Here is a 25,599-nt window from a genome sequence, read left to right on the forward strand (position 1 = left end):
TGATCGTCGGGGATCAGGCGGCAGTCAGGTAGCGGGGAGGACGTGGCAGATGGGGCGTGAGACCCGTGGTGACCTCGGCGCGGATGCGCGGAATGGCAGACGCGGGCGCCAGTGCGACGACGCAGGTACCGAGCGCGCGGCCTCCCAGGGCACCGGCGGCGAGCGCGGTCTTCACGGCCAGATCGGATACCTGGTCGCCGTGCTGGTGGGCCTCGGTGAGCAGCGGACCGAGATCCGCCGGGCGGGCCGCCCGCAAGGCCGCGGCCGCGTGTTCCGGCGCGACCTGGAGGGGCGGCGGGACGCGGCCTGCGGCGAGAGCGATGATCAGGAGCCGGAGGCCGGCGGCCGCCAGGTCGCACGGCAGGTGCTCGCCGCCGTCCGGCGTCGTGAGGAGCGCGTGGGCCGGACGGGCCTGCGGCGCGGCGCACGGTCGTGCGGCCGGTCCGTGGACGGCCCGCAGGACCCTCGCGGTCGCGTTGATCATCTCGTTCCCGGTGAAGAGGCCCAGTGCCTCCGGGAGTTCGCGTTCCAGCAGGAGCCGCGTCCCGGGGACGGGATCGGAATGGGCCCGCAGAACGGCGATCGCCTCCCCCGCCCACGCGGGGCCTTCGGCGACGGTGGCCGTGCGGTGCTGGTTCACCGAGAAGAGGGACACCGAGCCGTCCCCGGTGCGGCTCGCCGCGACGACCGCGCCCCAGGGGACCGGCACCGCCAAGCCGTCCAGCAGCGGCAGGGACGCCGGGACGCGCAGGACCGCCGTCGGCGCGGAGCCGAACACCCGCTCGAAGTTGTAGGCCGCCAGGCGTATCTCGGGGGCCGCCGCCACACCGAACGCGCTTCCGTCCTCCGGGAGCCCGGGCAGCGGAATCACGTCAGCTTCTCCAGGCGGTCCGCGGCTTCGGTGGCGCCGCCGGCAGCGGCGAAGGAGTCGCGGACCCGGCGGGCGGCGGCGCGGTGGGGACCGTCGGCGAGGACGGTGGTGAGCGCGGCACGCAGTTCCTCCGGCCGGACGCGGGAGAAGCGCACGGCGATCCCGGCGCCGGCGGCCTCGACCTGGCGGGCGATGACCGGCTGGTCGTCCCGGATCGGCGCGACCACCAGCGGAAGCCCCTGCGCGAGGGTCTCGCAGACGGTGTTGTGCCCGCCGTGACAGATGACGGCGGAGAGCCGCTTGAGGAGATCGAGCTGCGGGACGTGGTTGCGCACCAGAACGTTCGCCGGCGGATCGGAGAGGCCGGCACGCGCGGCGAGGGCGGGCGGGGCCACCAGGACCGCCTGAACGTCCAGGTCGCGGACGGCCTCGGCGGCGATGCCGAAGAAGCGCTCGCCGGACGGCCCGTTGAGCGTGCCCAGCGACACGAGGACGGCGGGCCGGCCGTCCAGCCACTCCCAGGGGAAGGTGCTCCCGGCTGGGCGGCCGAGGGCGGGGCCGACGAAGGCGAAGTGGTCGGGAAAGATCGAGGTGTCGCCCACGAGGGCGCCGGTGGAGAACACCAGGACGAGATGGTCGGAGAAACGCAGGTCCAGCGGGTCCTCGATGCCGTGCTCGGCCTGGAACCCGGTGAGCCGGTCGCGCACCCACTGCTCGACCTTCGGGGTCCCCGCGAGCGGGCGGACGACCTCGGTGCACGCGGCCACCGAACTCGCCCACGGGATCTCGCGGAGCCGGGCCGCGACGGGACCGGCGAGAGTGATCTGGTCGCAGACGACGGCGTCCGGCCGGAAGCGGTCGACGGCGTTCAGGACGCCCGGCATCATCGCGTGCCCGAGCGGAACCGCGAACTCCTCCCACAGGAACCGGACCGTGGCGTGGCCGCGCAGCCCCAACCAGACGTCCTGGAGCCCGGGCAGGCGCGAGGCGAAGTCCCGGTCCACCGCGCTGTAGATCCGCGATCCCGGGTGCAGCAGTGGTTCGAGCGCGGGGCGGTAGCCCGTCCAGGCGACCTTGTGACCCCGGCGGGTGAGCTCGGCCGCCACGGCGACGGTCGGGTTGACGTGGCCGGCGAGCGGCGGGACGGCGAACAGGAACCGGCGTGGGGGCTGCTTCGCACGCCGGACGCTCGTGTCGCCGAGCAGGGGCGGGACGTGGATGCGGCGGGCGTTCATCGCGCCCCCTCCACGACGGGTGCGCTGGTGCCCGCGTGGCGTGCCATCCACGGGAGCAGGACCTCCAGGAGTTCGGCCGTCCCCTCCCGCAGGATGGTGTGGGCGTGGCCCGCCATGATGTGCAGGGTGCAGCCCGGGACGGAACGCAACAGCAGACCGGCGTCGACCACGTCCGAATGCTGCCCGTAGATGGCGAGCAGCGGGCAGGCGATGGTGGACAGGTCGGCGATCCGGACGGGGGCGGCCACGGCGACATCGTCCAGAAGGGTCGTTCCGTTGACGAGGGCGTCGCCGTTGGCGGCGGCCTTGCTGTCGCGACGCCAGCCGAAGGCCAGGCGCCGTTCGGCCGGCCGATCGTGCTCCAGGACGAGCGAGATCCTCCCGAGCGAGTTCAGGAGCTTCTCCGTCCATTGGCCGGGGTGCTCGGACGGGCCGCATCCCTCGATCAGCACGAGTCCGGCGATGCGGGAGGGGTCGGCCAGAGCCGCGTTGAGCGCCACCACGCCTCCCCAGCTGTGCGCGACCAGGAACACCGGAGCGCGATGGCCGAGTTCGTCGAGGATGGCGAACAGGTCCGCGACCGCGTCGGCGGGTCCGTATCCGGTGGGCGGCCGCTCCGTTCGTCCGTGCCCGCGCTGGTCGTACAGGACGCAACGCGCTCCGGCCGCCGCCATGGGCCCGGCGATCGTGTAGTAGAAGCTCGACAGGTTGTCCATGACGAGCCCGTGAACGAACACCATGACCGGCGGGCTCGCGACTGGCGGGACGTCCGGGTCCATCGTCTGCACGTGGAAGCGGACGCCGCGCGCGGTGATCTCAGGCATGGGCGCCGCTTCGCGGGAACGACTCGATGTGGGAGACCACGTCACCGACCGTCAGGTCCACGATCTGATCCAGCCCCATGCCGGCCAGGAACGCGGGGAAGTCCACTTCGGTGTAGCGCTGCCGGAGCCGCTCGATGAGCGCCACGAACTCGATGCTCTCCAGGGCCAGTTCCCGGCTGAGCGTGGTCTCCGGGCCGATCTCCACGTCCAGCAGGAAGTCCTCCCCCACCACGTCCGTCAGAATTCGAACGAACTCCGTCATGACCTCGGTCATGCTCTGCTCTCCTCCATATCGGTGCCGCCCGACGCGGCGGTCCAGGCGATGACGTGCCCGTCCAGGTCGCGCGTCCGCACGGTGATGACGGTCCCGTTGCCGGCGATCAGGAGCCGGTCGGGTTCGGCCGCGGTCACGACCAGTTCGGGACGGTCCGGGCTGACGGGCATCGACTGAAGGACGGCCTGCTTCGCCGCGCGGACCTGCCCGTTCACGTCGTCCAGGGCGAGGCCGATGCCCGCCGGCTCGCGTCCGGAACGGACGATCGCGACGCCCAGTTCCGCGTCGCAGGCGACCGACAGCGTCAGCGGCCTGTCGAAGGGTCCGGTCACCACGGGCCGGTGCGCCCGGTTGTCCCGGACGGTCAGCTCCGCGGGGAACAACGGGCCGTGACCGGCACGCCAGAGATGGTCCCTGACGGCGTCCTTGGCGGCGATCCGGCCGAGGAGCCACGGGCCCTGCGCGAACGACGGAAGCGCTTCGTACTCGGCGCGTTCGGCGGCCTGGAGGTATTGCCGCATCAGCAGGTCGCGGGACGCGGCACCGTCCCAGCGCCTGCGGGCCAGGCACCAGCCGCCTTCTTGCGGCTCCCCCGTTCCCGACAGCTCCGGTGTGAACCTCATACGCCAGACGGCTTCGTCGGTGTAGAAGCGGTGCGTCGTCCATCCGTCGATGCGTGCCCAGAGAGTTCCGTCGGAACGGACCATCTCGGCGTCGCAGCGCATGGTGGTCTCAGTGAGGGACTGGTTCCAGACGGTCGTCTCCAGGCGCTCCCCATCGGCAGGCAAGGGCCCGTACAAGGAGACCCGGTCGATGCCGACGGGAAAGACGATGTGGTTGTTCTCGCCATAGACCTGTATCCAGTGCCCGCACAACTGGCCGGCGCTGTCGAGAAGTGCCCCGGGCGTGGGCAGCGCGGTGAGGGCGCCGCGCACACCGTCCTCCGCGAGGGCGATGATCTCGGTGACGCCGCGGAAGAGCGGGCCGTGGAACATCCAGCGTTCCTCGTACAGCCGGTCGGCGGTGACGACGGGCGGCCCTTCGGCGGTCAGGGGCGTGCGGTCGGGGGGCGGTGGTGGCGGGTAGGCGTCGTCCAGCAGGACCGTCCCGTCCGCGTGGCCCGGGATGACGACCTTCACCCTGCGCGGGCCGGTGCCCTCGACGAGGGAGGCGCGGATGTCGGCGCCGGTCGGCGGCGCCGCCACGATCCACCGGACGGCGCGGACGTTCGCGAAGCCGACGACCCGCGTGTCGGGCAGCAGCTCGCGGGCGGTGTCGGCCATCACCTCCAGCAGCGTCGTGAGCGGGACGACCGGGAACCGGTCCGTCATGTCGGGCCAGCCGGAGGGCTGCGGGATGACGCAATGGTCGGCGAGGTAGGGCATCGCCTCCAGCGAGAACACCCGGGAGACGACCAGCTCTCCCGTCTCGGGCGGGAGCCCCTCGGCGGGCGCGGCGCCCTCCTCCGCGGGCGCGTGAGCGCCACCACTCCCCAGCGCTTCCAGGACGGTCTGCGCGCCGGCCGTGGCGTCGTTGAGCAGCGCCTCCAGCTCGGCCAGGACCGGATCGTCCGCGGGGAGCGACGGGACACCGGCCCCCTCGCCGGGGCCGGGGGCGAGGGAGAGCGGCGGCACCGCGCCGTCCAGCCGCACCAGCGGCGTCCCGAGATCGAGCGGGATGCCGCCGGCGGCCTGCGGAGGCGCCGGCGACGCCCCGTAGCCCTCGGCCCACAGCGCGGCCACGACGCGGCGCAGCTGGGCCATCCCGTCCCGCTTCGGCACGTTGACGGCCATCGCGAGATGCTCGCGGTCGCCGAGCCGGTCGCCGACGAAGCCGGTGAGGCTCCCGGGGCCGACCTGCACGAACACGCGCGCATGCGCCGTCCCGTACAGCTCTTCGATCAGCTCGCTGAACCGCACGGGCTCCAGGAGGTGCCGGATGACGAGGTCGCGGACCTCCGCGGGCGACGTGGGGAACGGGGCGACCGTCGTCGCCGACCACAGCGGGACGTGGGACTCGCGGATCGCCAGCACCTCGAAGGAGCCCTGCACCTGATCGCGGTACACCTCGGCCGCCGGGGTGTGGAAGCCCGACCGGAACGGGAGCTCGCCGCCGAGCACGCCCTCGGCGGCGAGCCGGCCGAGGATCTCGCGGACCTCCTCGGCGGGGCCGCACACCACCGACTGATGCGGGCAGTTGTCATGGCTGACGAACACGCCGGGCCGCCCGCCGATGGCCTCGTGGGCGCGGCCCGCGCCGCAGCCCAGCGCCGCGTAGACGACGTCCGGGACGTTCACGGCGGCGCCGTCGAGGCCCCGGATGAACGCCTCCAACGCGTCCCCGTCGTACAGTCCGGTGACGGCCATCGCGGTCCACTCGCCGAAGCTGTGCCCGGCCGCGACGTCCGGCTCGACGCCCACTTCGGCGAGCGCGGCGGCCAGCAGCCGCCCGACGGCCATCACGTCGGCGGCGCGGCCCGGCAGGTCGGTGCGGCCGGACGGCGCGAACCCCGGCAGCCCGAAGTGCCGGGCGACGTCGTCCACGCGGGGGTCGAAGGCGGGCTCGAAGCCGGGGAACAGGAACGCCAGCCGGCCGCCCCCGGCCAGCAGCGGCCGGGGCGCGAACCAGACGTCGCTCCGTCCCCGCCAGGCCGTGCCGCGCTGCACGACGGCACGCGCGAGGTCCAGCCGGCGCGGGGTCGGGCCGACGATCGCCAGGCGGCACGGCAGGTCCGGGACGTCGGCGGACACCCGCGCGAGCAGATCCTCGTCGGGGGCGGCCAGCAGCACCGACAGATCGCCGGTCGTGCGGGCCGCCAGCCGCAGCACCCCCTCCTCGGAGTCGGGCGGCCGGAGCCGCCGCACGCGCCGCACCCGCGTGGCGGGCGGCTCCTGGAGGATCACGTGCGCGTTGGCGCCGCCGAACCCGAAGGCGTTCACCACGGCCCTGCGCGGCGCGCCCGGTGCGGGCTCCCACTCCGCCGCCTCCCGGACGGGGCGCAGCCGGCCGCCCTCCAAAGCCGGGTGCGGATCGTCCACGTGCAGCGTCGGCGGGAGGACGCCGTCGCGCAGCGCGAACGCGGCCTTGATCAGCCCGGCGATCCCGGCGGCAGGCATCGCATGCCCGATCATCGACTTGACCGTGCCGAGCCCGATCGGCGGGCCGCCGGTGCCGAAGACGCGCCGCAGGGTCGCCAGCTCCGCCGCGTCACCGGCCGGGGTCGCGGTGCCGTGCGCCTCGACCAGCCCCACCATGCCCGGCGCCGCCGGGTCCAGGCCCGCGTCGCGCCACGCCCGCTCGACCGCCAGTACCTGCCCGTCCACCAGCGGGCTCATGATCCCGGCGGCGCGGCCGTCGCTGGAGGACCCGGCGCCGAGGACCACCGCGTGGATCCGGTCCCCGGCCCGCAGCGCGTCGGACAGCCGCTTGAGCAGCACGACTCCCGTGCCCTCCGCCAGCAGCGTCCCGTCCGCCCGCCGGTCGAACGGCCGGATCGTCTCGGTCGGGCTCAGCGCCCGCAGCTGGCTGAACACGCTCCAGACCGTCGCGTGGTGGGCGTGGTGGACGGCCCCCGCCAGCATCGCGTCCGCCTGCCCGCTCCGCAGCGCCCGCACCGCGTGCTCGACCGCCAGCAGCGAGGACGCGCACGCCGCGTCCACCGTGTAGGCAGGGCCGCGCAGATCGAAACGGTTGGCGATCCGGGACGCGGCGAAGCTCGGGACCAGGCCGATCGAGGCGTCCGGCCCGTCCGGTCCGAGCCGTTCGCAGAACGCGCGCCGGATCTCCTCCAGCCGGTCCCGGTCAAGGTCGGGCACCAGCTCGGCGAGCAGCCCCGCGAGCTGGTGGGACGTCCGGACCCGCTGGTCGAACCGCGCGACGCCCGGCGTGATGTAGCCGCCGCGGCCGATCACCACGCCGATCCTCGACCGGTCGGGCAGCCGCTCCTCGCCGCCCGCGTCCTCGATGGCCTCCCCGGCCGTCCGCAGCGCGAGGAGCTGGTCGGGCTCCATCCCCGGCACCGACGCCGGCATGATGCCGAACCTCGCCGGATCGAACGTGGCCAGCCCGTCGACGAACCCGCCGCGCCGGCAGTAGAACCGGTCGCTCTCCGGTGCCCGCCCATACGCGCCGGGATCGTAGTAGAGCGCGGGGTCCCATCGCCCGGGGGGCACCTCGGTGATCGCGTCGAACCCGTCCAGGACGTTGCGCCACAGCTCGGCCGCGGACCCGGCGCCGGGGAACACCGCGCCGGCGCCGACGATCGCGATCGGCTCTGCGGCGTCGGTCACCGGACCGTCCCGGTGAACACGACCTGCGTCTCGTCGCCGTGCGCGAGCTCCCGCAGCAGCGCCGCCACGCCGGCGTCCGGCTCGATCAGCCCGATGCCGCGCCGCGCGTACTCACGCGCCAGCTCGGGCGACACCATCCCGCCGCCCGCCCACGGCCCCCAGTCGGCGACCAGGACCCGCCCTTTCAGCCGCGTCCGCCATACCCGGGCCAGCGTGTCGCAGGCGTCGTTGGCCGCCGCGTAGTCGGCCTGCCCGCGGTTGCCGTGCACACCCGCGACGCTGCCGAACACGACGAAGAACTTCAGATCGGGGCGGACGGCGGTCGCGAGCGCACACGCGCCGTCCACCTTCGTCCGGTACACCCGCTCGAACGACTCGGGGTCCTTGTCCCTGACGAGCCGGTCCTCGATGAGGCCCGCGCCGTGCACGACCCCGTCCAGGCGGCCGTGCCGCCGGTACACGCGTTCGACCACGTCCCGGACCGCCTGCCCGTCCCGGACGTCGCCCGCGTGGTAGCGCACGGATGCCGCGTCCTCGCGCAGCGCCTCCAGGTTCCGCCGGACCTCCCGCTCCGCCAGCAGACGCCGGATCGTCGCCTCGATCTCGGACGGGGGCCGGCCGCCCTGCGCGACGAGAGCTCTGCGCAGCCCGGCCTCGCCCTCGGCATCAGGGAAGGACGGCTCGCCTTCCGGCTCCGGTGTACGCCCCATGACCTCGATGTGGCAGCCGTTCGTCTTGGCCAGCGCGCGCGCCACCCGTGCCGTGATTCCCCGGGCTCCTCCGGTGAGGAGCACCACCGCGTCCCGTCCGAGGTCCACGGCGGGTTCTCCGGTGAGTTCGGACGACACCACCGACAGGCTCCTGCGCAGGTCGCCCTCGTGGCCCACCGCAACCGGGGCCTCCGGGTGCAGCATCTCCGCCAGGATGCGCTGCGCTATCGCCCGCGGCGTGTCCTTGGTGTCGACGTCGATCGCCCGGACGAGCACGTCAGGACACTCCTGCGCCACCGTCCGCGCCAGCCCCCGGAGCCCGGCGCCCGGCGCCGGGTCGCCGATGCCCCCGCCGCCGAACCGCCGTCCGAAGTCACCGCCGGACCCGGTCGCGACGACCAGCAGGCGCAACCCCCCGGCCAGCGCGTTCCGGATCCCCCCGTACGCCTCGGGCAGGACCGGCGCGGCGCCGGGCCGCAGCGCCGCCAGGTGGACGAGCCCGTCGCACGATCCGTCCACGTCCAGCGGCGTCCGCACCTGCGCTCCGTGCCGTTCCAGCATGTCGGCCAGCTCCAGCGCGATGCCGCAGCCGTCGTCCACGATCAGGAACCGGTACCCGGCGAACGCCGTACCGGACTCGCCGGGTACCGGCAGCACGTCCAGCGGCACGGCGCGCACGACCTGCCGCAGCACGGGCGCCTGGAGGTGCGGGGGGAACGCCGCCGGGCCGGCCCCCGAGAGAGCTGAGGTGCCCACGTGGGTCCCGGGGCTGCTGACCGGACGCGACGGGACGGGCGCGCGGGGGGCGGGGGGCGCCTCCGGTGGAGCCTGGTGGAGAGCCGGGCGGGAGGTCAGGCGGTCGCGGAGCCAGGTGACGATCTCGCCGACGGTGGTGAGGCGGGCGAGCCGTTCCAGAACGGTGTCCTCGATCCTGAGGCCGACGCGGTCGGCCAGCTCCCCGGTGATGATGGTGCGCTTGATGGAGTCGATGGAGAGATCGGCCTCCAGGTCCAGGTCGTCCTTCAGCATGGCCTCCGGGTAACCGGTGCGGGTGCTGATCACCGCGAGGACGCACGCGCGGACGTCGGCCACGGGCCGAGGATCGGGCACCGCCTCCGGTACGGGAACCGCCTCCGGTGCGGGCACCGGCTCGGGCTTGGGATCCCGGTCGGGCAGTGCCTCCACCGTCTCCCCCTTGAGGACCGGACGCGGGGAGGGGACGGGCGGGATCGGCGGCCCCGGTGCGATGGACGGGCGGGACGGCCCCGTGCCCGCCGTGCCGAGATGGCGGAGGATCACCTCCCGCTGCGCGGCGATCAGCTCGCGCCCCGCGCGCAGGTACTCCAGCACCGCGGCCTCGGAGCCGCGGGGACGGTCGCTCATCGTTCCTCCTGTGACGCGCCGGGCGGGCCGCAGCGCGCCCGCCGGGTAGCCGCCGTCGGCGGTGCGGACGAGATGGCCGTTCACCAGCCAGCCGGGGGCCGGCGACGCGGCTGCGGTGTCGCGGCCCGCGAACAGGGGCAGCGGGTCGACCGGGACCCCGGCGGCGGCCAGCTCGGCCAGGGCGAGCAGGAAGCGTGACAGCCCGTCCTCGCCAGGGACGTCACAGCTCACGGCCGTGTGCGGGCGGTCGCCGAGGATCGCGCCGACGAGCCCGGTCAGCACGCGGCCGGGGCCGGCCTCGACGAAGATGCGGGCGCCGGCGGCGTACATCGCCTCGATCTGCTCGACGAAACGGACGGGCGCCGCGAGCTGCCCGGCGAGACCGTCGACCAGTTCGGCGGGGTCCGTCTCGTACGGCGCGGCGGTCGTGTTCGACCAGACGGGGTAGGCGGGCGAACGCAGGTCGCGGCCCGTGAGAGCGGTGCGCAGACCCGCGGAGGCCGCTGCGACGAGGGGGCTGTGGAACGCGCAGGCGACCGGGAGACGCTCGGCGGTCAGGCCGCGCTCGGCCAGGACGGCCACGGCGCGGTCGAGACCGGCGGCGGTACCGGAGACGACCACCTGGCGGGGCGCGTTGTGGTTGGCGATGGCGACCTCCGAGATACCCGAGAGCACCTCGCGGACCTCCCGCAGCGACGCGGTGACGGCCGCCATCGCGCCCGGTTCCGGGCCCGCCGCCGACAGGATCGCCTCGGCGCGGACGGTGCTCAGCTCCACCAGGTCCGCCTCGTCGAAGACGCCGGCGGCGCACAGGGCGGTCAGCTCGCCGTAGCTGTGGCCCGCGGCGAGGTCGGGATGGACGCCGACGGCGGTGAGCAGCCGGTGGACGGCCAGCCCGGCGATCCCGAGGGCGGGCTGCGCGGCGCGGGTGTCGGTCAGCGCGTCCCGCTGCCGGCGCGACTCCTCGGGGGTGAACGCGGCGGGCGGGAACATCACCGGGGCGTGCCTGCCGCCCGCGAGCCGCAGGAGGCGTTGGAGGCGGGGAAAGGCGACGAAGAGGTCGGCGAGCATCCCCGGCCGCTGGCTGCCCTGGCCCGGGTAGAGGAAGGCGACCTGCCCGGCGCCGCCGGCGGCCTGTCCGGTCTCGCCGGGAGCCACGAACACCCCCGGCGCCGGACGGAACGCCGCGGCGGCGTCGAACCTGTCCTCCAGGTCGTCCGGGCCGGTGGCGACGAAGGCGACCTGCACGGGACCCTCATGGGAGGCGCAGGCGCGGGCCACCGCGCGCAGGTCGCCCCGCCGCCCGTTCCACAGGTCGCGGAGCCGGTCGAGCTCCGTCCGGGCGGCGGCCTGGTCCTCGCCGCGGATGAGGAAGAGCTCGGCGGGCCAGTCGGTCAATCCCGAGAGCGGCTCGGGCGCCCCGTCGTACCCGGACAGGACGGCGTGGAAGTTCGCGCCGCCGAAGCCGAAGCCGCTGATCCCCGCGTACCGGTCACCGGGCGCGGCGGCCCAGGGGCGGGCCGTCCGGCCGAAGGCGAACGGGCCGGCGGGGTCCCATGCCGGGTTCGGGTCGTCCAGGTGAAGCGTGCCCGGCAGGACGCCGGTGTGCAGGGCGTAGGCGGTCTTGATGAGGCCCGCGAGCCCGGCGGCGCACTTGGTGTGCCCGATCTGCGACTTGACCGAGCCGAGGGTGACACTGCCGGGCGCGGCGCCGGCGAACACCGAGGCGAGCGTGGCCAGTTCCGTGCGGTCGCCGACCTCGGTACCGGTACCGTGCGCCTCGACCAGCCCGACCCGGGACGGGGACACCCCCGCCCGCTCGTACGCGCGGTCCAGCGCGAGGCGCTGGCCCTCGGCGCGGGGGGCGGTGAGACCGAGGGAGCGGCCGTCACTGGAGCCGGCGACGGACTTGACGACCGCGTAGATCCGGTCGCCGTCGCGCTCGGCGTCCGCGAGGCGCTTGAGCGCGACGCACGCGACGCCCTCGCCCAGCGCGATGCCGTCGGCGGACGCATCGAACGCGGCGCAGCGGCCGGACGGCGACAGCGCGCGGACGGAGGAGAACATCAGGTAGTCCCGGATGCCGTTGTGCAGGTCGGCGCCGCCGCACAGCACCATGTCGCTCGCGCCCGCGGCGAGGTCCTTGCAGGCGGCGTCGAGCGCGGCGAGGGACGCGGCGCAGGCGGCGTCCACGGTGTAGCCGGCGCCGCCGAGGTCGAGCCGGTTGGCGATCCGCCCGGCGATCACGTTGGTGAGGACGCCGGGGAAGGTGTCCTCGGTGGGCCTCGGGAGCTGCTCGTCCAGTCCGGGCGGGACCTCACCGAGGTAGGCCGGCAGGGTCGCGCGGATGCCGTACGCGGCGGCGAGCTCGCCGCCGCCCTCGGCACCGAAGAACACCGAGGTCCGGGAGCGGTCGAACGGGCGGTCGGCGTACCCGGCGTCCCGCAGTGCGCGCGAGGCGACCTCCAGTGCGAGGAGCTGGACCGGTTCGACGCTGCCGAGCGTGTTCGGCGGGATGCCGTAGGCGAGGGCGTCGAACGGGACGTCCGGGATGAACCCGCCCCACTTGGACGGCGTCCTGCCGTCCGCGGCCGGGCCGAAGTAGAGATCGGTGTCCCAGCGGCTCGCGGGGACCTCGGTGACGGAGTCGACGCCGCGGACGATGTTGGTCCAGAACGCGCCGGCGTCGCGGGCACCCGGGAACACGCAGCCCATCCCGATGATCGCGATGTCGGCGGGGCGTGCCGCGTCCGGGAGCGGCGGGCGGTCGGCGGCGATGCCGAGCTCGGCGGCGCGTGCCGCCAGCAGCGCGGTCGCCCCGGCGGTGACCTCCTCGTGCAGGTCCGCGACCCGGGTCGGCGCCGAGCGCAACGCCGCCGCCTGGCCCATCATGAACAGCCCCTCGGCCCGCTGCACAGCGGGTTCCACCGGCTGCGGCTCCGCGCTCGACGGGCGGCGGCGCAGGCCCTTGCTGGCGATGCGCAGCCGCCCGAGGTTGAGCTCCTCCAGCCGCCGCCACACCTCCCGCCGCGCCATCCCGACGGCCACCAGCTCGCGGCGCGCCTCCTCGAACGCGACGACGTACGGGGTGCGGGCACACCGCGTCACATGCCCCGGGGACGTCTCCAGCAGGGCCGTCTCCTCGCACTCGATCGCGGCCTCCTGGAAGCCCGGCAGGATCGCACCCGCCTCGACCGCCTCGGCGGTGAACAGGTACGCGGTGCCCATCAGCACCCGGACGGTGGCGCCGCGCTCGGCCAGCGGTCCCGCGAGCGCCGCGACCATCGCGGCGGACCGCGCGTCGTGGATCCCTCCCGCGAACATCACCTCCAGCTCGGACGGGTCGCCGCCGAACGCCGCCAGCCGCCCGACCTGCGCCTCCCACAGCGGGAAGCTCGCGCGCGGCCCGGCATGCCCGCCGCACTCGGCGCCCTCGAAGACGAACTTGCGCGCGCCCTCGGCCAGGAATCGCTCCAGCAGCTCCGGCGAGGGGACGTGCAGGAACGTGCTGATCCCGGCCGCCTCCAGCGGCGCGGCCTGCGCCGGGCGGCCCCCCGCGACCACCGCGAACGGGGGTGCGGCCGCGCACACGGCGGCCAGTTGCGCCTCGCGGACCTCCGGCGGCGCGAACCCGAGCACGCCGACGCCAAAGGGTCGCTCGCCGAGCCGGTCGGCCGTCGCGCGCAGCAGCTCGCGCACCTGGTCGCCGTCCTTGAGCGCGAGCGCCAGGAACGGCAGCCCGCCCTCCCGCGCGACCGCCGTGGCGAACTCCGGCCGATCGCTGACCTGCGTCATCGGCCCCTGCACGACCGGATGCCCGGCACCGGACGGCCCGTCCGCGGTACCGCCGGGTGGGGCGAGCGGCGCGGCGCGGACGGCGGCCCTGATGTGCTCGGCGATCTGCCCGCGGACGGCCTGGACCACACCGCCCGCGGTCTTGTGGCGGCCCGCGAGCAGCGCCGCGAGCGGGCCGTCCTGCCCCACCGGCAGGCCCGCCACCGGCAGGGCCCCCGCCGGGGTCTCCACCGGCGCGGTGCCCGGCAGGTCTGGGCGCGCATACACGCGGTGCCCCTCGACGACCGCCGTCTCGCTCCCGTCCATCGTGGTGAGCGCTGCGACGACGGCGGCGGGCAGGTCCATCTCCCGGACGAGCGCGAGCTGGACGTCCAGCACGACCCCCGCCGCGCCCCCGGCCACCGCCGCGGCGGCGGTGGCCGGGCCGATCCCCCCGGCCGCGTATACCGGGACGTCCACGGCCGGATCGGCGGCCAGTTGCTGGAGCAGCACGAACGTCGACATCTCCCCGACCCGCCCGCCGGCCTCACCGCCGCGCGCGATCAGCCCGATGTTGCCCGCCCCGGCCAAGCCCTGTGCGACGGGCAGAACCGCTGCCGCCTCGTCCGGGCCGACCACCTCGATCAGCAGGCGGCGGCCCCGGGCGAACCCGGCGACGTCCAGCGAGTCGTCGGAACGCAGCGCGGGCGCGTCGACCAGCACGGTGCCCGCCGCGTCCGGGAGCTCGGCCGGACGGACCCGGCAGCCCGCCGGAACACGAACGCCGAACGGCCCCTTCCACCAGCGGCGGACGTCGGCGAGGGCGGCGAGCGCCGCCGCGCGGTCGGTGCCGAGGTCGAGCACCCCGAGCCCGCCCGCCCGGGCGACCGCGACGGCCAACCGGGACGCCGGACGGCCGAATGGGCCGACCCCGATGATCTCGGTCCCGGGACGGCCTCCCGGGACCGGGCCCGGCCGCGGCCGCCCCGTCCCGTCCCGGCCCTCGTCCCTGTCCGCCGCCATGCACTGCCCCCCGACGTCCCGCGCGGCCCGCCCCCGACGGCGCGGCTTGAAACCCTGGCTCGACGGTGCGCCACATTACGGTCGGCGACGTATCGATCACGGGGGCGACACACCCGTGAGCGCGACGGGAACGGGACCTCAAAGGAGTCTGGGACTTCCCTTGACACGGGGAAGACCCCGGCGCGGCACACCGCACGGCATCCGTTCCGCACGGTTCCCGCCCTGCTCTCACATCGCGACGACGACATCGCGCATAATGTCAGCTACACCCCGTAGCATCGGGCGTGACGGGGCAAGTGGTCAGGCGGGTGCGTGATGGCGACCCTCGATCCGGTGAACTCCACAGGCTCGGCCTCCGGCGCCCTCACCGGCGCCGCGATCCGCGGTGCCGCGACGGCCCCGGCGCCCGGCCGCTTCCGGCTGCCGCTGCGCCGCCGGAGCACCGCCGCCGGCCGCGACCCCGTCCGCGCCGCCCTCGCCCCGCTGCTGGCCGCGCACCGCGCCGCCTACCCGGGCGCCGACCAGGCCGAACTGCTGCGCGGGTACACCGTCGCCGAGCGGCTCCACCGGGGCGAGCTCCGCAAGTCCGGCGCCCCCTACATCACCCATCCGCTCGCCGTCGCGATGATCCTCGCCGGCATGGGCATGGACACCACGACCCTCGTCGCCGCCCTGCTGCACGACACCGTCGAGGACACCCCCTACACCCTCGGCGAGGTCCGCGCCGACTTCGGCGAGGAGATCGCCGTACTCGTGGACGGTGTGACCAAGCTCGACGGGGGCCGCTGGGGCGAACGCGCCGAGGCCGAGACCTTCCGCAAGATCGTGCTGTCGGCCGCCGACGATCTGCGCGTCCTGGTGATCAAGCTCGCGGACCGGCTGCACAACCTGCGCACGCTGCGGTACCAGCCGCCCCACAAATGGGCCCGCTACGCCAAGGCGTCGCACGAGCTGCTCGTCCCGTTCGCCGAGCGGCTCGGCATCCACGTCCTCAAACGGGAGATGGACGACCTGGCCTTCGCCGCGCGCTCTCCCGACGCGCACGCCGCCACCGGGTCCGCCGTCCGGGCCGCGCTGCGCGACGCCCGCCGCGCGTTCGGCCCCGCCATGCTCCGGCTCCGCCGCTCCCTCGCCGAGCACGGCGTCCAGGCGACGATGCGGATCAGGCCGTCCCACCTGTACGCGGTGCACCAGTCGTTCGGCGGGAGGCTCGCCGGGCTGCGGCCGTGCGAGGCGGCGCGCCTCCTGCTGGTCGTCGACGGCGCCGAACGCGACTGCTACATCGCGCTCGGCGCGGTGCACGCCGCGCTGCACCCCGTCGCCGGTCAGGTCCGCGACTTCATCGCCACCCCCAAGGACAACATGTACCGGTCGCTGCACACCCGGGTGATCAGCCCGGACGGCGACCCGTTCGAGGTCATCGTCCGCAGCCGCGCGATGCACCCGGTCGCCGAGTACGGCATCGTCGCCCACATCCGCGACGCCGGCGACGACGCCGCCACCGTCGACGCCGTGGCGGGCCGCCGCGACCTGGTCTGGCTGAGCCGGCTGCTCGCCTGGCAGTCCGACGCGCCGTCCGCGGACTTCCTGGAGAGCCTGCGCGCCGATCTGGCCGCCGGGAACATCGCCGCGTTCACCCCGCGCGGCGAGGCGGTCGCGTTGCCCGCCGGGGCGACCGCGCTCGACTTCGCGTACGCGCTCGAACCGTTCCTCGGCGACCGCTGCATCGGCGCCGTCGTCAACGGCCGCCTCGCACCGATGTCGGTGCAGGTCCGCAGCGGCAACGTCGTGGAGATCCTCACCGACCCGGCGGGCCGCCCGTCCGAGGACTGGCTGGAGTTCGCGGTGACCGTGCCCGCGCGCGTCCGCATCCAGCAGTGCCTGTCCCTGCGGCGCGCCGAGGAGGCTGCCGAGGCCGGGCGGCGCCGCCTCGTCCAGGCCCTCGCCGGACGGCGCGTCGACCTGCTCGCCGTCGAGGCGTGCGGCGACTCCCTCGCCGTCGCCCGCGCCCTCGGCTACGGCGAGATCGACGAGATGTACGGTGCGCTCACCACCGGCTCGCTGGGTCTGGACGACCTTGTCGCCCGCTTCGTCCATCCCTGACGGCCTGGCTACGCTGACCCCATGACGTTCGAGTACGGCGTCGACGGGCCGAAGGTGATCGTCGCCGGTGTGGACGGGTCGGAGACGTCCATGCGCGCCGGCGCCTACGCGTGGGGCCTCGCCCGGCGCGGCGGCGCGCGGCTGGTGCTCGTCCACGTGTCACCGATCGCCGCGCTGTCGGCGCTCACCCCCGGCGGCGCCGCGGCCATGCGCGAGGCCGCCGACGAGGTCACCGGCGACCTGCGGCGCCTGCTGGAGGCGGCCGCCGCCGAGCGCGGCTCCGTCGAGTACGAGCTGGTGGCCGAGCCGGGCGACCCGTACACCGTCCTCGCCCGCGTCGCCGACGACACCCGCGCGGACGCCGTCGTCGTCGGCGCGTCCGCGCAGGCCGGGCACCGCCTGATCGGCTCGGTCGCGGTCCGGCTCGTCCGGTCCGGCCGCTGGCCGGTGACCGTGGTGCCCTGAGCCCCGCCGGTTCGATCACCGCGTCCCGGGGAAATGATCCTTTGACGGCGGGGATGACGAGACGGGGATGCGATGCCAGATCCCTATCTGACGGAGATGGGCTGGGCGGGGTCCGCCCTCTGGCTGGCGGGCCGGATCACCCGCGACGGCACCGTCCCCCAGATCGAGTTCCGCCTGCGCGAGCGCGAGAACGGCGGCCTGCTGCGCCTGCCCGCGGCGGTCACCGCCGGAGACGGAACGGTCGCGTTCGAGACGCTCGTGGATGTCGCGTCCCTCGAAGACGGGCATCCGCTGACCGGCGGGCTCTGGGACGTGTCCGTGGCGATTCTGCATCCGCTGGGCGCCACCGTCCTGCCGTTCGGCCGTGAGCGCGCACCGCACCTGGACACCTCGCCGCAGCGCCGGTTCCTGCCGGGCTCCATCACCGTCGCCGCCTACTTCGGCGTCGAGGGCGGCCTGGAGATCGACGTCGGCGGCCGTCCCCACGCCGGCGGGTGCACCACCGCCGACCGGCTCGGCTGGGACGAGCGGGAGGAGGAGGTCGCCGTCAGAGGACACATCGACGCCCAGCAGATCACCATGCCGATCTCCGGGACGCTGAACCTCCTGGAACGGCACACCCGCGAGTCGTACCAGGTCATCGCCATGCTGGAGGAGCGGCCCAGCGGCCTGTGCTACACCGCCCGGGTGCCGGTGACGCGGGCGTTCATCGACGACCCGCTCCCCCGCGGCACCTGGGACGTCTCCCTCTGCCTGGGCTTCTCCGGGATGCACCGCGAGCTGCGCGTGCTGGCCCCGCACGACCCGGTGGACGTGCACGTGCGGCGGCGGCTCCGGCACGTCCGCGTGGTGTCCACGACCGCCCCGGACCCGCTGACGATCACGGTCGGCCGCGCCTGACCCGTCCCTCCGGCCAGCCGCGCGGACCGCCGCCCGACGCGGCCACCACCGCGGCCAGCAGGGCGATCACACCCGCACCACCGGCCAGGTTGAGCGCCGCCGTGCCGAGCGCCGCGGCCGGCGGGCCGTGCAGGGTCAGGGGCAGCACCGCGACCAGCACCACCGCCGTCCCGCCGATCCAGCCGAACGCGCGGACCGGCCGCGCCGCGGTCGCCAGCAGCAGGTGCATCAGCGCCGTCGCCTGGATCGTGCCCGCCATCGCGCACAGCGCGTAACTCGTCGCCGCGGCCCCCGTGCCGGTGTGCCGTCCGGCGAACACGGGGATCTGCGCGCCGAGCAGGCCGCGTGTTCCCAGCACGACGGCGAACGCCAGGCCCGCCGCGACCAGCGCGCAGGCCATGCCCGTCCACCACAGCGGACGCAGCGCCGGATCCGATCTTCCGGAAATCTCCTCGTGCAGCGCGACGAAGTCCTGGTACCGCTTGGCCGGAGCCTCTACCGGGCGCCGCCGCGCCGTGGAGGGGCACCGGAACGAACGCTCAAAGGGCCGTGGCGCAGGGCGGCTGGCGTGCCTGCCGGGCAGGCCGCCGGAGTACCGCCCGAATGGCGTATCGGGCATGTTCCCTCCCCCGGTGCGAACGAGTAGGTGCTACCCGGCACCGATGGGCGGAACTCCCCCAACCTGAAAGATTTGCTGAGCTTTGGCCACGTCCGTCGCAGTGCGCCCCCGCAGCCACGAAGGACCCCGGGGTCCCACAAACCCCCGGGGTCCCGCGGCGCGAGTCAGACCTGGCCGGCCTTCTCCAGCGCCTCGCAGCAGGTGTCCGTGATCAGGCGGGCCACCACGTACGGGTCGACGTTGGCGTTCGGACGGCGGTCCTCGATGTAGCCCTTCTTGTCCACCTCGACCTGCCAGGGGATCCGCACCGAGGCACCGCGGTCGGACACGCCGTAGCTGAACTCGCTCCACGGCGCCGTCTCGTGCATGCCGGTCAACCGGCGCTCGATGTCGGCGCCGTACCCCGCCACGTGCTCCTGCGCCTTCGAAGCGAGCGCCTCGCACGCGGTGATGATCGCGTCGTATCCCTCGCGCATCGCCTTGGTGGAGAAGTTGGTGTGCGCGCCCGCGCCGTTCCAGTCGCCCTCGACCGGCTTGGGGTCGAGGGTGGCGGAGACGTCGTAGTCCTCGGCGATGCGGTAGAGCAGCCAGCGCGCGACCCACATGTGGTCGCCGACCTCCAGGGGCCCGGCGGGGCCGATCTGGAACTCCCACTGTCCGGGCATGACCTCGGCGTTGATGCCGGAGATCTTCAGCCCGGCCTCGACGCAGGCGTCCAGGTGCGCTTCGACGATCTCGCGTCCGAAGACCTCATCGGCGCCCACGCCGCAGTAGTAGAAGCCCTGCGGGGCCGGGAAGCCGCGCTCCGGGAAGCCCAGCGGGCGGCCGTCCTTGAAGAAGGTGTACTCCTGCTCGATCCCGTACCAGGAGTCCTGCGCCTCGTACTTCTCGGCGATCGGACGGAGTTCGGCCCGCTTGTTGGTCTCGTGGGGCGTCCCGTCCACCAGGAACACCTCGCACAGCACCAGCTTGTGGTCACCGCCCCGGATCGGGTCGGGACACGAGAACACGGGCTTGAGCACGCAGTCCGAGTTGTCGCCCGGCGCCTGGTTGGTGCTGGAGCCGTCGAAACCCCAGTCCGGCAGGTCGGCGCCGTCCGCCAGGATCCTCGTCTTCGACCGCAGCCGCGCGGTGGGCTCGGTGCCGTCGATCCAGATGTACTCGGCCTTGTAACTCAACGTCGATCCCTCCGGAGGGCCTTGTGGGTTCCCCCAGAAGCTGCCAACAGGCCGTTTCCGACCTGTTGCCCAAATGTGAACGGCATGTAAAACGCCCGCTGACCTGCCCACATTTGGTGAGATGTTGGTCACAACGACCTCCACGCCCACGGTCAGCACGAAGCAAACGACCGGTGGACGGCCAGCCGGTCACCGTCCAGTTCATCGGGCGTGAAGACGTGCGCCGGGTCACCACGTCCTCGGAAGGATGCCTGCTCGGTTGACGCCCCGGATCGGGTCCGACATTATTGAAAGCAGCTTTCATCTAGTGAAAGTACTGCGAGGAGGCGAGGGCCGCATAGTGACGGAGCCGACGCGGGCGACCGCTGCGGGGCCCAACGGAAGCGCCACATGGCTGGGCCTGGACGGTGCCCGGGTGCTCGTACTCGGAGCGGGCGGGATCGGCGCGGAGTGCGTCCGCGGCTACCTCGGCGCAGGCGCGGTCGTCACGGCCGTGGACCGGGACCCCGACCGGCTGGACGCGCTGCCCTCGGGCCTGGACGGCACGCCACCGCACACGATCACCGCCGACCTCACCGAGCCGGACACCGGCCCCGCGGTCGTCCGGAAGGCCGTCGAGACGATGGGCGGGCTCGACGTCCTGCTGCACTGCATCGGCGTCAACGACCGGCGCCCCGTGCTGGAGTTCACCGAGGCCGACTGGGAACGGGTCCTGCGCACCAACCTGTTCACCGCGTTCGGCGCGGCGCGGGAGGCCGGCCGTCACATGATCGGCGCCGGCCGCGGCCGTATCGTCTTCCTGTCGTCGGTGTCGGGGCACCTGGCGCACCGGAAGCACGGCCCGTACGCCGCGTCCAAGGGCGGTATGAACCAGCTGATGCGGGTCATGGCCGCCGAGTGGGCCTGCCACGGCGTCACCGTGAACGCCGTCGCGCCCGGATACGTCGAGACGCCGCTCACCGCGGCCTACCTGGCGCAGCCCGGGGTCCACGACGAGCTGGTGCGGCAGGTGCCCGCCGGACGGCTGGGCACGGCGGCGGAGGTCGTCGGCCCGATCCTGTTCCTGTCCTCGCCGCACGCGGCGTTCATGACCGGCCACATCATGTACGTGGACGGCGGCCGCACGCTCGTCTGAACGATCGGAGACAACCCATGGGCCAGAACACCGAGCCGAGGATCTTTCCCCGGTTCGCGGGCAGGACGGTGCTGGTGACGGGGGCCGGCACCGGGTTCGGTGCCGAGATCGCCGTCCGCGCCGCGCAGGAGGGGGGCCCGGGTCGGCGTGCACTACAACAGCTCCAAGCAGGGCGCCGAACGGACCGCCGAACGGGTCCGCGAGGCGGGCGGCGAGGCGTTCGTCGTCCAGGCCGACATCTCGTCCTGGGACGCGATCCGCGGGCTGGCCGACGAGGCGTTCGAGCGCGCCGGTGCGCTGGACGTGCTGGTCAACAATGTCGGGGACGTGGCGAGCGACCAGATGTCGTGGCGGGAGCTGACCCAGGAGTCACTCGACCGCGTCATCGACGTGGACGTCAAGGGCACCCTGCTGATGACGCACGAGTTCGGCTCCCGGATGCTGGAGCAGGGGCACGGCTCGATCGTGAACATCGGCTCGACCGTGGTGGTGCGCGGCAGCGCGCGGGCGCCACAGTACGCCGCCGCCAAGTACGGGCTGCTCGGCATCACCAAGTCCTACGCCGCCGCGTTCGCGCCGACCGTCCGGGTCAATACGTTCGCGCCCGGTTTCATGGAGACCGGCGCGACGCTGGAGCGCGCGGACTGGAGGTCCGGGCGGCGCGAGAAGCTCATCGCGCAGACGCCGCTCGGCACCATCCCGCCGCCCGAGGCCGTCGCGGGCACCGCGCTGTTCCTCGCCACCGAGGACGCCTCGCACATCACGGGCGCCTACATGCTCGCCGACGGCGGCTTCAACATGGTGGGGGCCTGACCCGTGAAGCTGATCACCTTCGACGCGGGCCGCGTCGGCCGGCTCGACGGGGACGACGTCATCGAACTGGACGTCCCGTCCACGCGGGCCTTCTTCGAGCGCGGGGGCCGGGCCGGCGAGACCGGCGAGCGGCTGCGGCTGGCGGACGTCCGGCTGCGCGCGCCGATCCAGCCGAGGAAGTTCTTCCACACCGCCGGCAACTTCGCCGACCACCACGACGAACTCCAGGCCGTCAACTGGTCGCACCCGGTGCACAAGGGCATCGTGTTCTTCCAGAACGTCGACGCGATCATCGGTCCGGACGACCCGATCGTCCACCCCGAGCACCTCACCCAGGAGTTGGACTACGAACTGGAGCTCGCCGTCATCATCGGCAGGCCCGGCAAGTTCTTCGGCCCGGACGAGGCACGGGAGCACATCGCCGGCTTCACCGTCTTCAACGACGTCACCGCGCGCGACATCCAGCGCCGCGAGATGGAGTCCGGCGTCTTCTCCTTCAGCAAGGCCATCGACACGTTCTGCCCGATCGGCCCGTGGATCGTCACCGCCGACGAGATCGACGACATGCAGGACCTGGCGATGCGGCTGCGGGTGAACGGTGAGGTCCGGCAGACCGGGCACACGAGCCAGATGCGGGTGTCGATCCCCCACCTGGTCGCCTACCACTCGCCGCAGACCTACAGCGCGGGCGACATCATCACCACCGGCACCGTCTCGGGTGTCGCGGCCGTCCAGCCGGACCCCTTCGACTTCTATCTGCGTCCCGGAGACGTCGTGGAGGCCGAGATCGAGGGCGTCGGCACACTGCGCAACCCCGTCGTGTCCTGGGCGGACGCGTACGGTGAACCCGCGCCGGAAAGGGTCGGCTGGTGAGGACCGCCAACCTGAGAGGACGGCTCGTCCTGGTCGACGGTGAGATGGCCGTCGACGTCGCCGAGGCGAGCGGCGGCCGGTTCCCGGCCGACCCGCAGGCCGTCTTCAGCGAATGGGACGCCTTCCGCGGCTGGGCGGCAACGCAGGACGCCACGACCGGCACGCCGTTCGCCGTCGAGGATCTCGGCCCGCCCGTCCCGCGTCCGGCCCAGGTGTTCGCGATCGGCATCAACTACACCGAGCACGCCCGCGAGGCGGGGTACCCGCCGGACTCCGCGCCGGTGACGTTCACCAAGTTCCCGAGCTGCCTGGCCGGGCCGGTCAGCGACGTGGAACTGCCGTCCGACACCGTGGACTGGGAGGTCGAGGCGGTGGTCGCGGTCGCGCGGGAGACCCGCCGCGTCCGGCGCGAGAACGCCTGGGACCACGTCGCGGGCATCACCCTGGGGCAGGACCTGTCCGAACGGACATCGCAGCTCGCCGGCTCCAAGCCGCAGTTCAGCCTGGCCAAGTCGTTCCCCGGTTTCGGCCCGACCGGGCCGTGGCTGGTGACTCCCGACGAATTCGACGACCCTGCCGACCTGGCGATCTCGTGCAGCCTGTCCGGCGAGACGATGCAGAGCGCACGCACCAGCGCGATGATCTACGACGTTCCCGAGCTCCTCGTCCGACTGTCGCGTGTCTGCCGCCTGTTCCCCGGTGACCTGATCTTCACCGGCACGCCCCCGGGGGTCGGCAACGCCCGCACACCCAAGCGGTTCGTCCGGCCGGGCGAGGTCCTGGTCAGCGAACTGGAGGGCGTCGGCCGCATCATCCAGCGGTTCGTCGCCGGGGACGCGCCATGACCGCGCAGGTCCGCGTCCGGTCGCGCGGTCGCTCCAGTTCGCGAACCGCGTCCGGCAGCAAAGTCAGCGAAGGAGCAGCGGCATGGGCGAGATCGTCTTCACCGGCGGGTCGGTGTTCGACGGGACGGGCGGACCCGCCTTCCCGGGCGAGGTGGTCGTGCGCGGCGACCGCATCGCCGCCGTCCGTCCCGGCCACTCCCTCGCGCCCGGGGACGAGGACGCCACGGTCATCGACTGCTCCGGGTCCACCGTCATGCCGGGGCTGGTCGAGGGGCATGCGCACCTGACGTTCCCCTCGGCCGTCGGGCACCTGGAGCCCGGCTTCAACCCACCCGTGGACGTGTCGTTCTTCCAGCGTCCGCCCTCCGCGCACGAGCATCTCGCGCTCGCCGAGCGCAACGCCCGCATCCTCCTCGATGCCGGCTTCACCAGCGCCTACTCGGCCGGCTCGCTCACCCCGGGCAACGTCGAGGTCCAGCTCCGCGACGCGATCGCGTCCGGGAAGGTCCCCGGTCCTCGGCTGCGCGCCGCGAGCTTCGAGCGGGACAACAACCCCGTGCGGCACGGCGCCGAGAACATCACCCCGACCGGTCTGCGGCGCTTCATCGCCGAGCAGGCCGCGCTCGGATTCGACGCGGTCAAGCTGCTGTTGAGCAATGACGACGTGTTCGTCCCCGGCGGGTCGATGCAGACCCAGTACACCGCCGAGGAGGCCGCGGCGGCGGGCGCGGCGGCGCGGGAGGCCGGCGTCTGGCTCAACTGCCACGCCCAGAACCCCGAATCGATCAAGCTCGCCGTCCGCAACGGGTTCCGTTCGGTCTACCACTGCTCCTACGCCGACGAGGAGGCGCTCGACCTCCTGGAGGAGCACCGGGACGAACTGTTCACCGCACCCGCGGTGGGAATCATGTGGGCCAACGTGCACGAGGCCCACGAGTTCGGCATCGACCACGCGACCGCCGAGCGCATGGGATCGGTCGCCCAGCTGGAGGCGCAGATCGCCCTCTACCCCGAGATGCGGCGGCGGGGCATCCGCGTCCTGCCCGGCGGCGACTACGGCTTCCCGCAGACCCCCATCGGTCGCAACGCCCGCGACCTGCAGCTCTTCGTGGACCTGTTCGGCTACACCCCGGCCGAGGCGCTCGTCGCCGCCACCAAACGGGGCGGTGAGGTCATGGACATGGCCGACGAACTAGGCGTCCTCGCCCCCGGGTTCCTCGCCGATGTGCTGGTCGTCCACGGCGATCCCACCCAGAACATCGCCCTCCTCCAGGACGCGGCGAACCTGACCGTGATCATGCAGGGTGGAAACCTGCACAAGAGAACCCGCTGAGCTCAACCCCGGCCGAGCAGCCGCGAGATCTCCCCGCACGTCTCCAGGACGAGCGGCCGTATCTCCCCCAGCAGCCGCGACATGGGCACCTGCGTCGCGGGAACGGCCACGTTCACCGCGGCCACCACCGCCCCCGACGCGTCCCGGACGGGCCCGGCCACCGACCGCAACCCGTAGGCCAGCTCCTCGTCCTGCACCGCCCAGCCCCGCCCGCGTGTCTCGGCCAGCGCGGGACGCAGCTCGTCCAATGACATGACCGCATTGGGCCCGGCCGAGCCGGCGAACGACTCGCCCGTCACGAGCCGTTCGAGCTCACCGCCGTCCAGGTGGGCGAGCAGCATCTTGCCCATCGAGGTACGGACGGCCGGAAGCCGCGATCCCACCTGGATGTTGGCCGTCACCAGGTCGTTGTTGCGCAGCCTGACCAGGTAGAGCACATGGTCGCCGGACAGCACGCCGAGGTTCACGGTCTGCCCGGTCGTCCCGACCAGCCTGCGCAACGGGCCGTCCGCGAGCTGCACCATGTCGAGGCCGCGCAACGCGGAGAAGCCCAGCGTCAGCACCTTCGGCGCCGGCCGGTAGGCACCGTCCGGCAACAGCTCCAGGAACCCCTCGGTCGCCAAGGTCGACGCCATCCGGAAGGCGGTCGGCAGCGGCAGCCCCGCCTCGGCGGCCATGTCGGTCAGCTTCATGGCGGGGCGCTGCTCGGAGAAGAGCCCGAGGATTCGCAGCCCCTTCGCCAGTGCCTCCACGTGGTAGCCGCCCCTGGGACCGGCCGGGCGGGGCGTCGCTTGGTTGCGCGGCGGCACAGTCGTCTCACTTCCCGCATTGGCACGCGAACACTGGGCTCCCATCCTACGGAAACCGGCCGAAGCGCGTACCGAGCGAACAACGAGGCCACGGCGGGGAGCGACCGATCGCAACCGACACATCGATCGCCTCCCTCCAGTGA

At 73.8% G+C, this 25,599-nt stretch carries 17 protein-coding genes; 8 read left to right on the forward strand and 9 right to left on the reverse strand.

Going from position 1 to position 25,599, the window contains the following annotated elements:
- Positions 1–13 precede the first annotated feature (13 nt).
- The 6 genes from AMA02S_RS15740 to AMA02S_RS15765 are packed head-to-tail and all read right to left on the reverse strand — an operon-like array spanning position 14 to position 14,383.
- Positions 14–871 (reverse strand): hypothetical protein, encoded by an 858-nt coding sequence (locus AMA02S_RS15740; RefSeq protein ID WP_067458418.1) that lies wholly within the window; start codon positions 869–871, stop codon positions 14–16.
- Positions 868–2,106 carry a glycosyltransferase gene (locus tag AMA02S_RS15745; protein WP_084265185.1) on the reverse strand — a complete coding sequence of 413 codons (1,239 nt, stop codon included), beginning with the start codon at positions 2,104–2,106 and terminating at the stop codon, positions 868–870. The genes AMA02S_RS15740 and AMA02S_RS15745 overlap by 4 nt, the downstream gene beginning before the upstream one ends.
- Positions 2,103–2,930, reverse strand: coding sequence for an alpha/beta fold hydrolase (locus AMA02S_RS15750; RefSeq protein WP_067458421.1), 828 nt, complete (start codon positions 2,928–2,930; stop codon positions 2,103–2,105). The genes AMA02S_RS15745 and AMA02S_RS15750 overlap by 4 nt, the downstream gene beginning before the upstream one ends.
- Positions 2,923–3,204: a phosphopantetheine-binding protein gene (locus AMA02S_RS15755; protein WP_067458424.1), complete on the reverse strand. Its 282-nt coding sequence runs from the start codon at positions 3,202–3,204 to the stop codon at positions 2,923–2,925. The genes AMA02S_RS15750 and AMA02S_RS15755 overlap by 8 nt, the downstream gene beginning before the upstream one ends.
- On the reverse strand, positions 3,201–7,493 hold the full coding sequence (locus AMA02S_RS15760) for a type I polyketide synthase (protein WP_067458426.1): 4,293 nt from the start codon (positions 7,491–7,493) through the stop codon (positions 3,201–3,203). Before AMA02S_RS15760 ends, AMA02S_RS15755 begins: the two co-directional genes overlap by 4 nt.
- Positions 7,490–14,383 carry a type I polyketide synthase gene (locus AMA02S_RS15765; RefSeq protein ID WP_084265186.1) on the reverse strand — a complete coding sequence of 2,298 codons (6,894 nt, stop codon included), beginning with the start codon at positions 14,381–14,383 and terminating at the stop codon, positions 7,490–7,492. Before AMA02S_RS15765 ends, AMA02S_RS15760 begins: the two co-directional genes overlap by 4 nt.
- A 333-nt stretch (positions 14,384–14,716) precedes the next feature.
- On the opposite strand from AMA02S_RS15765, the gene AMA02S_RS15770 reads away from it, so the two are divergent.
- The 3 genes from AMA02S_RS15770 to AMA02S_RS15780 all read left to right on the forward strand — a co-directional run bounded on the left by AMA02S_RS15770 (position 14,717) and on the right by AMA02S_RS15780 (position 17,851).
- Complete coding sequence (locus AMA02S_RS15770; protein ID WP_245667569.1) at positions 14,717–16,486, forward strand: RelA/SpoT family protein; 1,770 nt, start codon at positions 14,717–14,719, stop codon at positions 16,484–16,486.
- Positions 16,487–16,507: 21 nt separating this feature from the next.
- Complete coding sequence (locus AMA02S_RS15775; protein ID WP_067458429.1) at positions 16,508–16,951, forward strand: universal stress protein; 444 nt, start codon at positions 16,508–16,510, stop codon at positions 16,949–16,951.
- A gap of 72 nt (positions 16,952–17,023) precedes the next feature.
- Positions 17,024–17,851 (forward strand): hypothetical protein, encoded by an 828-nt coding sequence (locus tag AMA02S_RS15780; protein WP_067458432.1) that lies wholly within the window; start codon positions 17,024–17,026, stop codon positions 17,849–17,851.
- Here AMA02S_RS15780 and AMA02S_RS15785 read toward each other — a convergent pair.
- Together AMA02S_RS15785 and glnII are read right to left on the reverse strand one after the other, a co-directional pair.
- Positions 17,832–18,470 (reverse strand): hypothetical protein, encoded by a 639-nt coding sequence (locus tag AMA02S_RS15785; RefSeq protein WP_157430603.1) that lies wholly within the window; start codon positions 18,468–18,470, stop codon positions 17,832–17,834. The two genes, AMA02S_RS15780 and AMA02S_RS15785, sit on opposite strands and share 20 nt — an antisense overlap.
- Before the next feature lie 164 nt (positions 18,471–18,634).
- Positions 18,635–19,648, reverse strand: coding sequence for a glutamine synthetase (gene glnII / locus AMA02S_RS15790; RefSeq protein ID WP_067458437.1), 1,014 nt, complete (start codon positions 19,646–19,648; stop codon positions 18,635–18,637).
- 340 nt (positions 19,649–19,988) lie between these two features.
- Here glnII and AMA02S_RS15795 point away from each other — a divergent pair, with 340 nt between their 5' ends.
- From AMA02S_RS15795 to AMA02S_RS15815, 5 genes are all read left to right on the forward strand, one after another.
- A complete protein-coding gene (locus AMA02S_RS15795; RefSeq protein WP_218004978.1) occupies positions 19,989–20,783 on the forward strand; it encodes an SDR family NAD(P)-dependent oxidoreductase in 795 nt (264 codons plus the stop codon).
- A gap of 99 nt (positions 20,784–20,882) precedes the next feature.
- The gene (locus tag AMA02S_RS15800) at positions 20,883–21,596 is read left to right on the forward strand and encodes an SDR family NAD(P)-dependent oxidoreductase (RefSeq protein ID WP_281181882.1); all 714 of its coding nucleotides are present in this window, start codon (positions 20,883–20,885) and stop codon (positions 21,594–21,596) included.
- A 3-nt stretch (positions 21,597–21,599) separates the two neighbouring features.
- Positions 21,600–22,469, forward strand: coding sequence for a fumarylacetoacetate hydrolase family protein (locus tag AMA02S_RS15805; protein WP_067458439.1), 870 nt, complete (start codon positions 21,600–21,602; stop codon positions 22,467–22,469).
- The gene (locus AMA02S_RS15810; protein WP_067458442.1) at positions 22,466–23,314 is read left to right on the forward strand and encodes a fumarylacetoacetate hydrolase family protein; all 849 of its coding nucleotides are present in this window, start codon (positions 22,466–22,468) and stop codon (positions 23,312–23,314) included. Before AMA02S_RS15805 ends, AMA02S_RS15810 begins: the two co-directional genes overlap by 4 nt.
- A gap of 82 nt (positions 23,315–23,396) precedes the next feature.
- On the forward strand, positions 23,397–24,647 hold the full coding sequence (locus tag AMA02S_RS15815) for an amidohydrolase family protein (RefSeq protein ID WP_067458445.1): 1,251 nt from the start codon (positions 23,397–23,399) through the stop codon (positions 24,645–24,647).
- Positions 24,648–24,649: 2 nt separating this feature from the next.
- Here AMA02S_RS15815 and AMA02S_RS15820 read toward each other — a convergent pair whose 3' ends face one another.
- Positions 24,650–25,456 carry an IclR family transcriptional regulator gene (locus AMA02S_RS15820; RefSeq protein WP_067458448.1) on the reverse strand — a complete coding sequence of 269 codons (807 nt, stop codon included), beginning with the start codon at positions 25,454–25,456 and terminating at the stop codon, positions 24,650–24,652.
- Positions 25,457–25,599 lie beyond the last annotated feature (143 nt).

The sequence above is a fragment of the Actinomadura macra NBRC 14102 genome (genome assembly GCF_001552215.1).
GTDB classification, from domain to species: Bacteria; Actinomycetota; Actinomycetes; order Streptosporangiales; family Streptosporangiaceae; genus Spirillospora; species Spirillospora macra.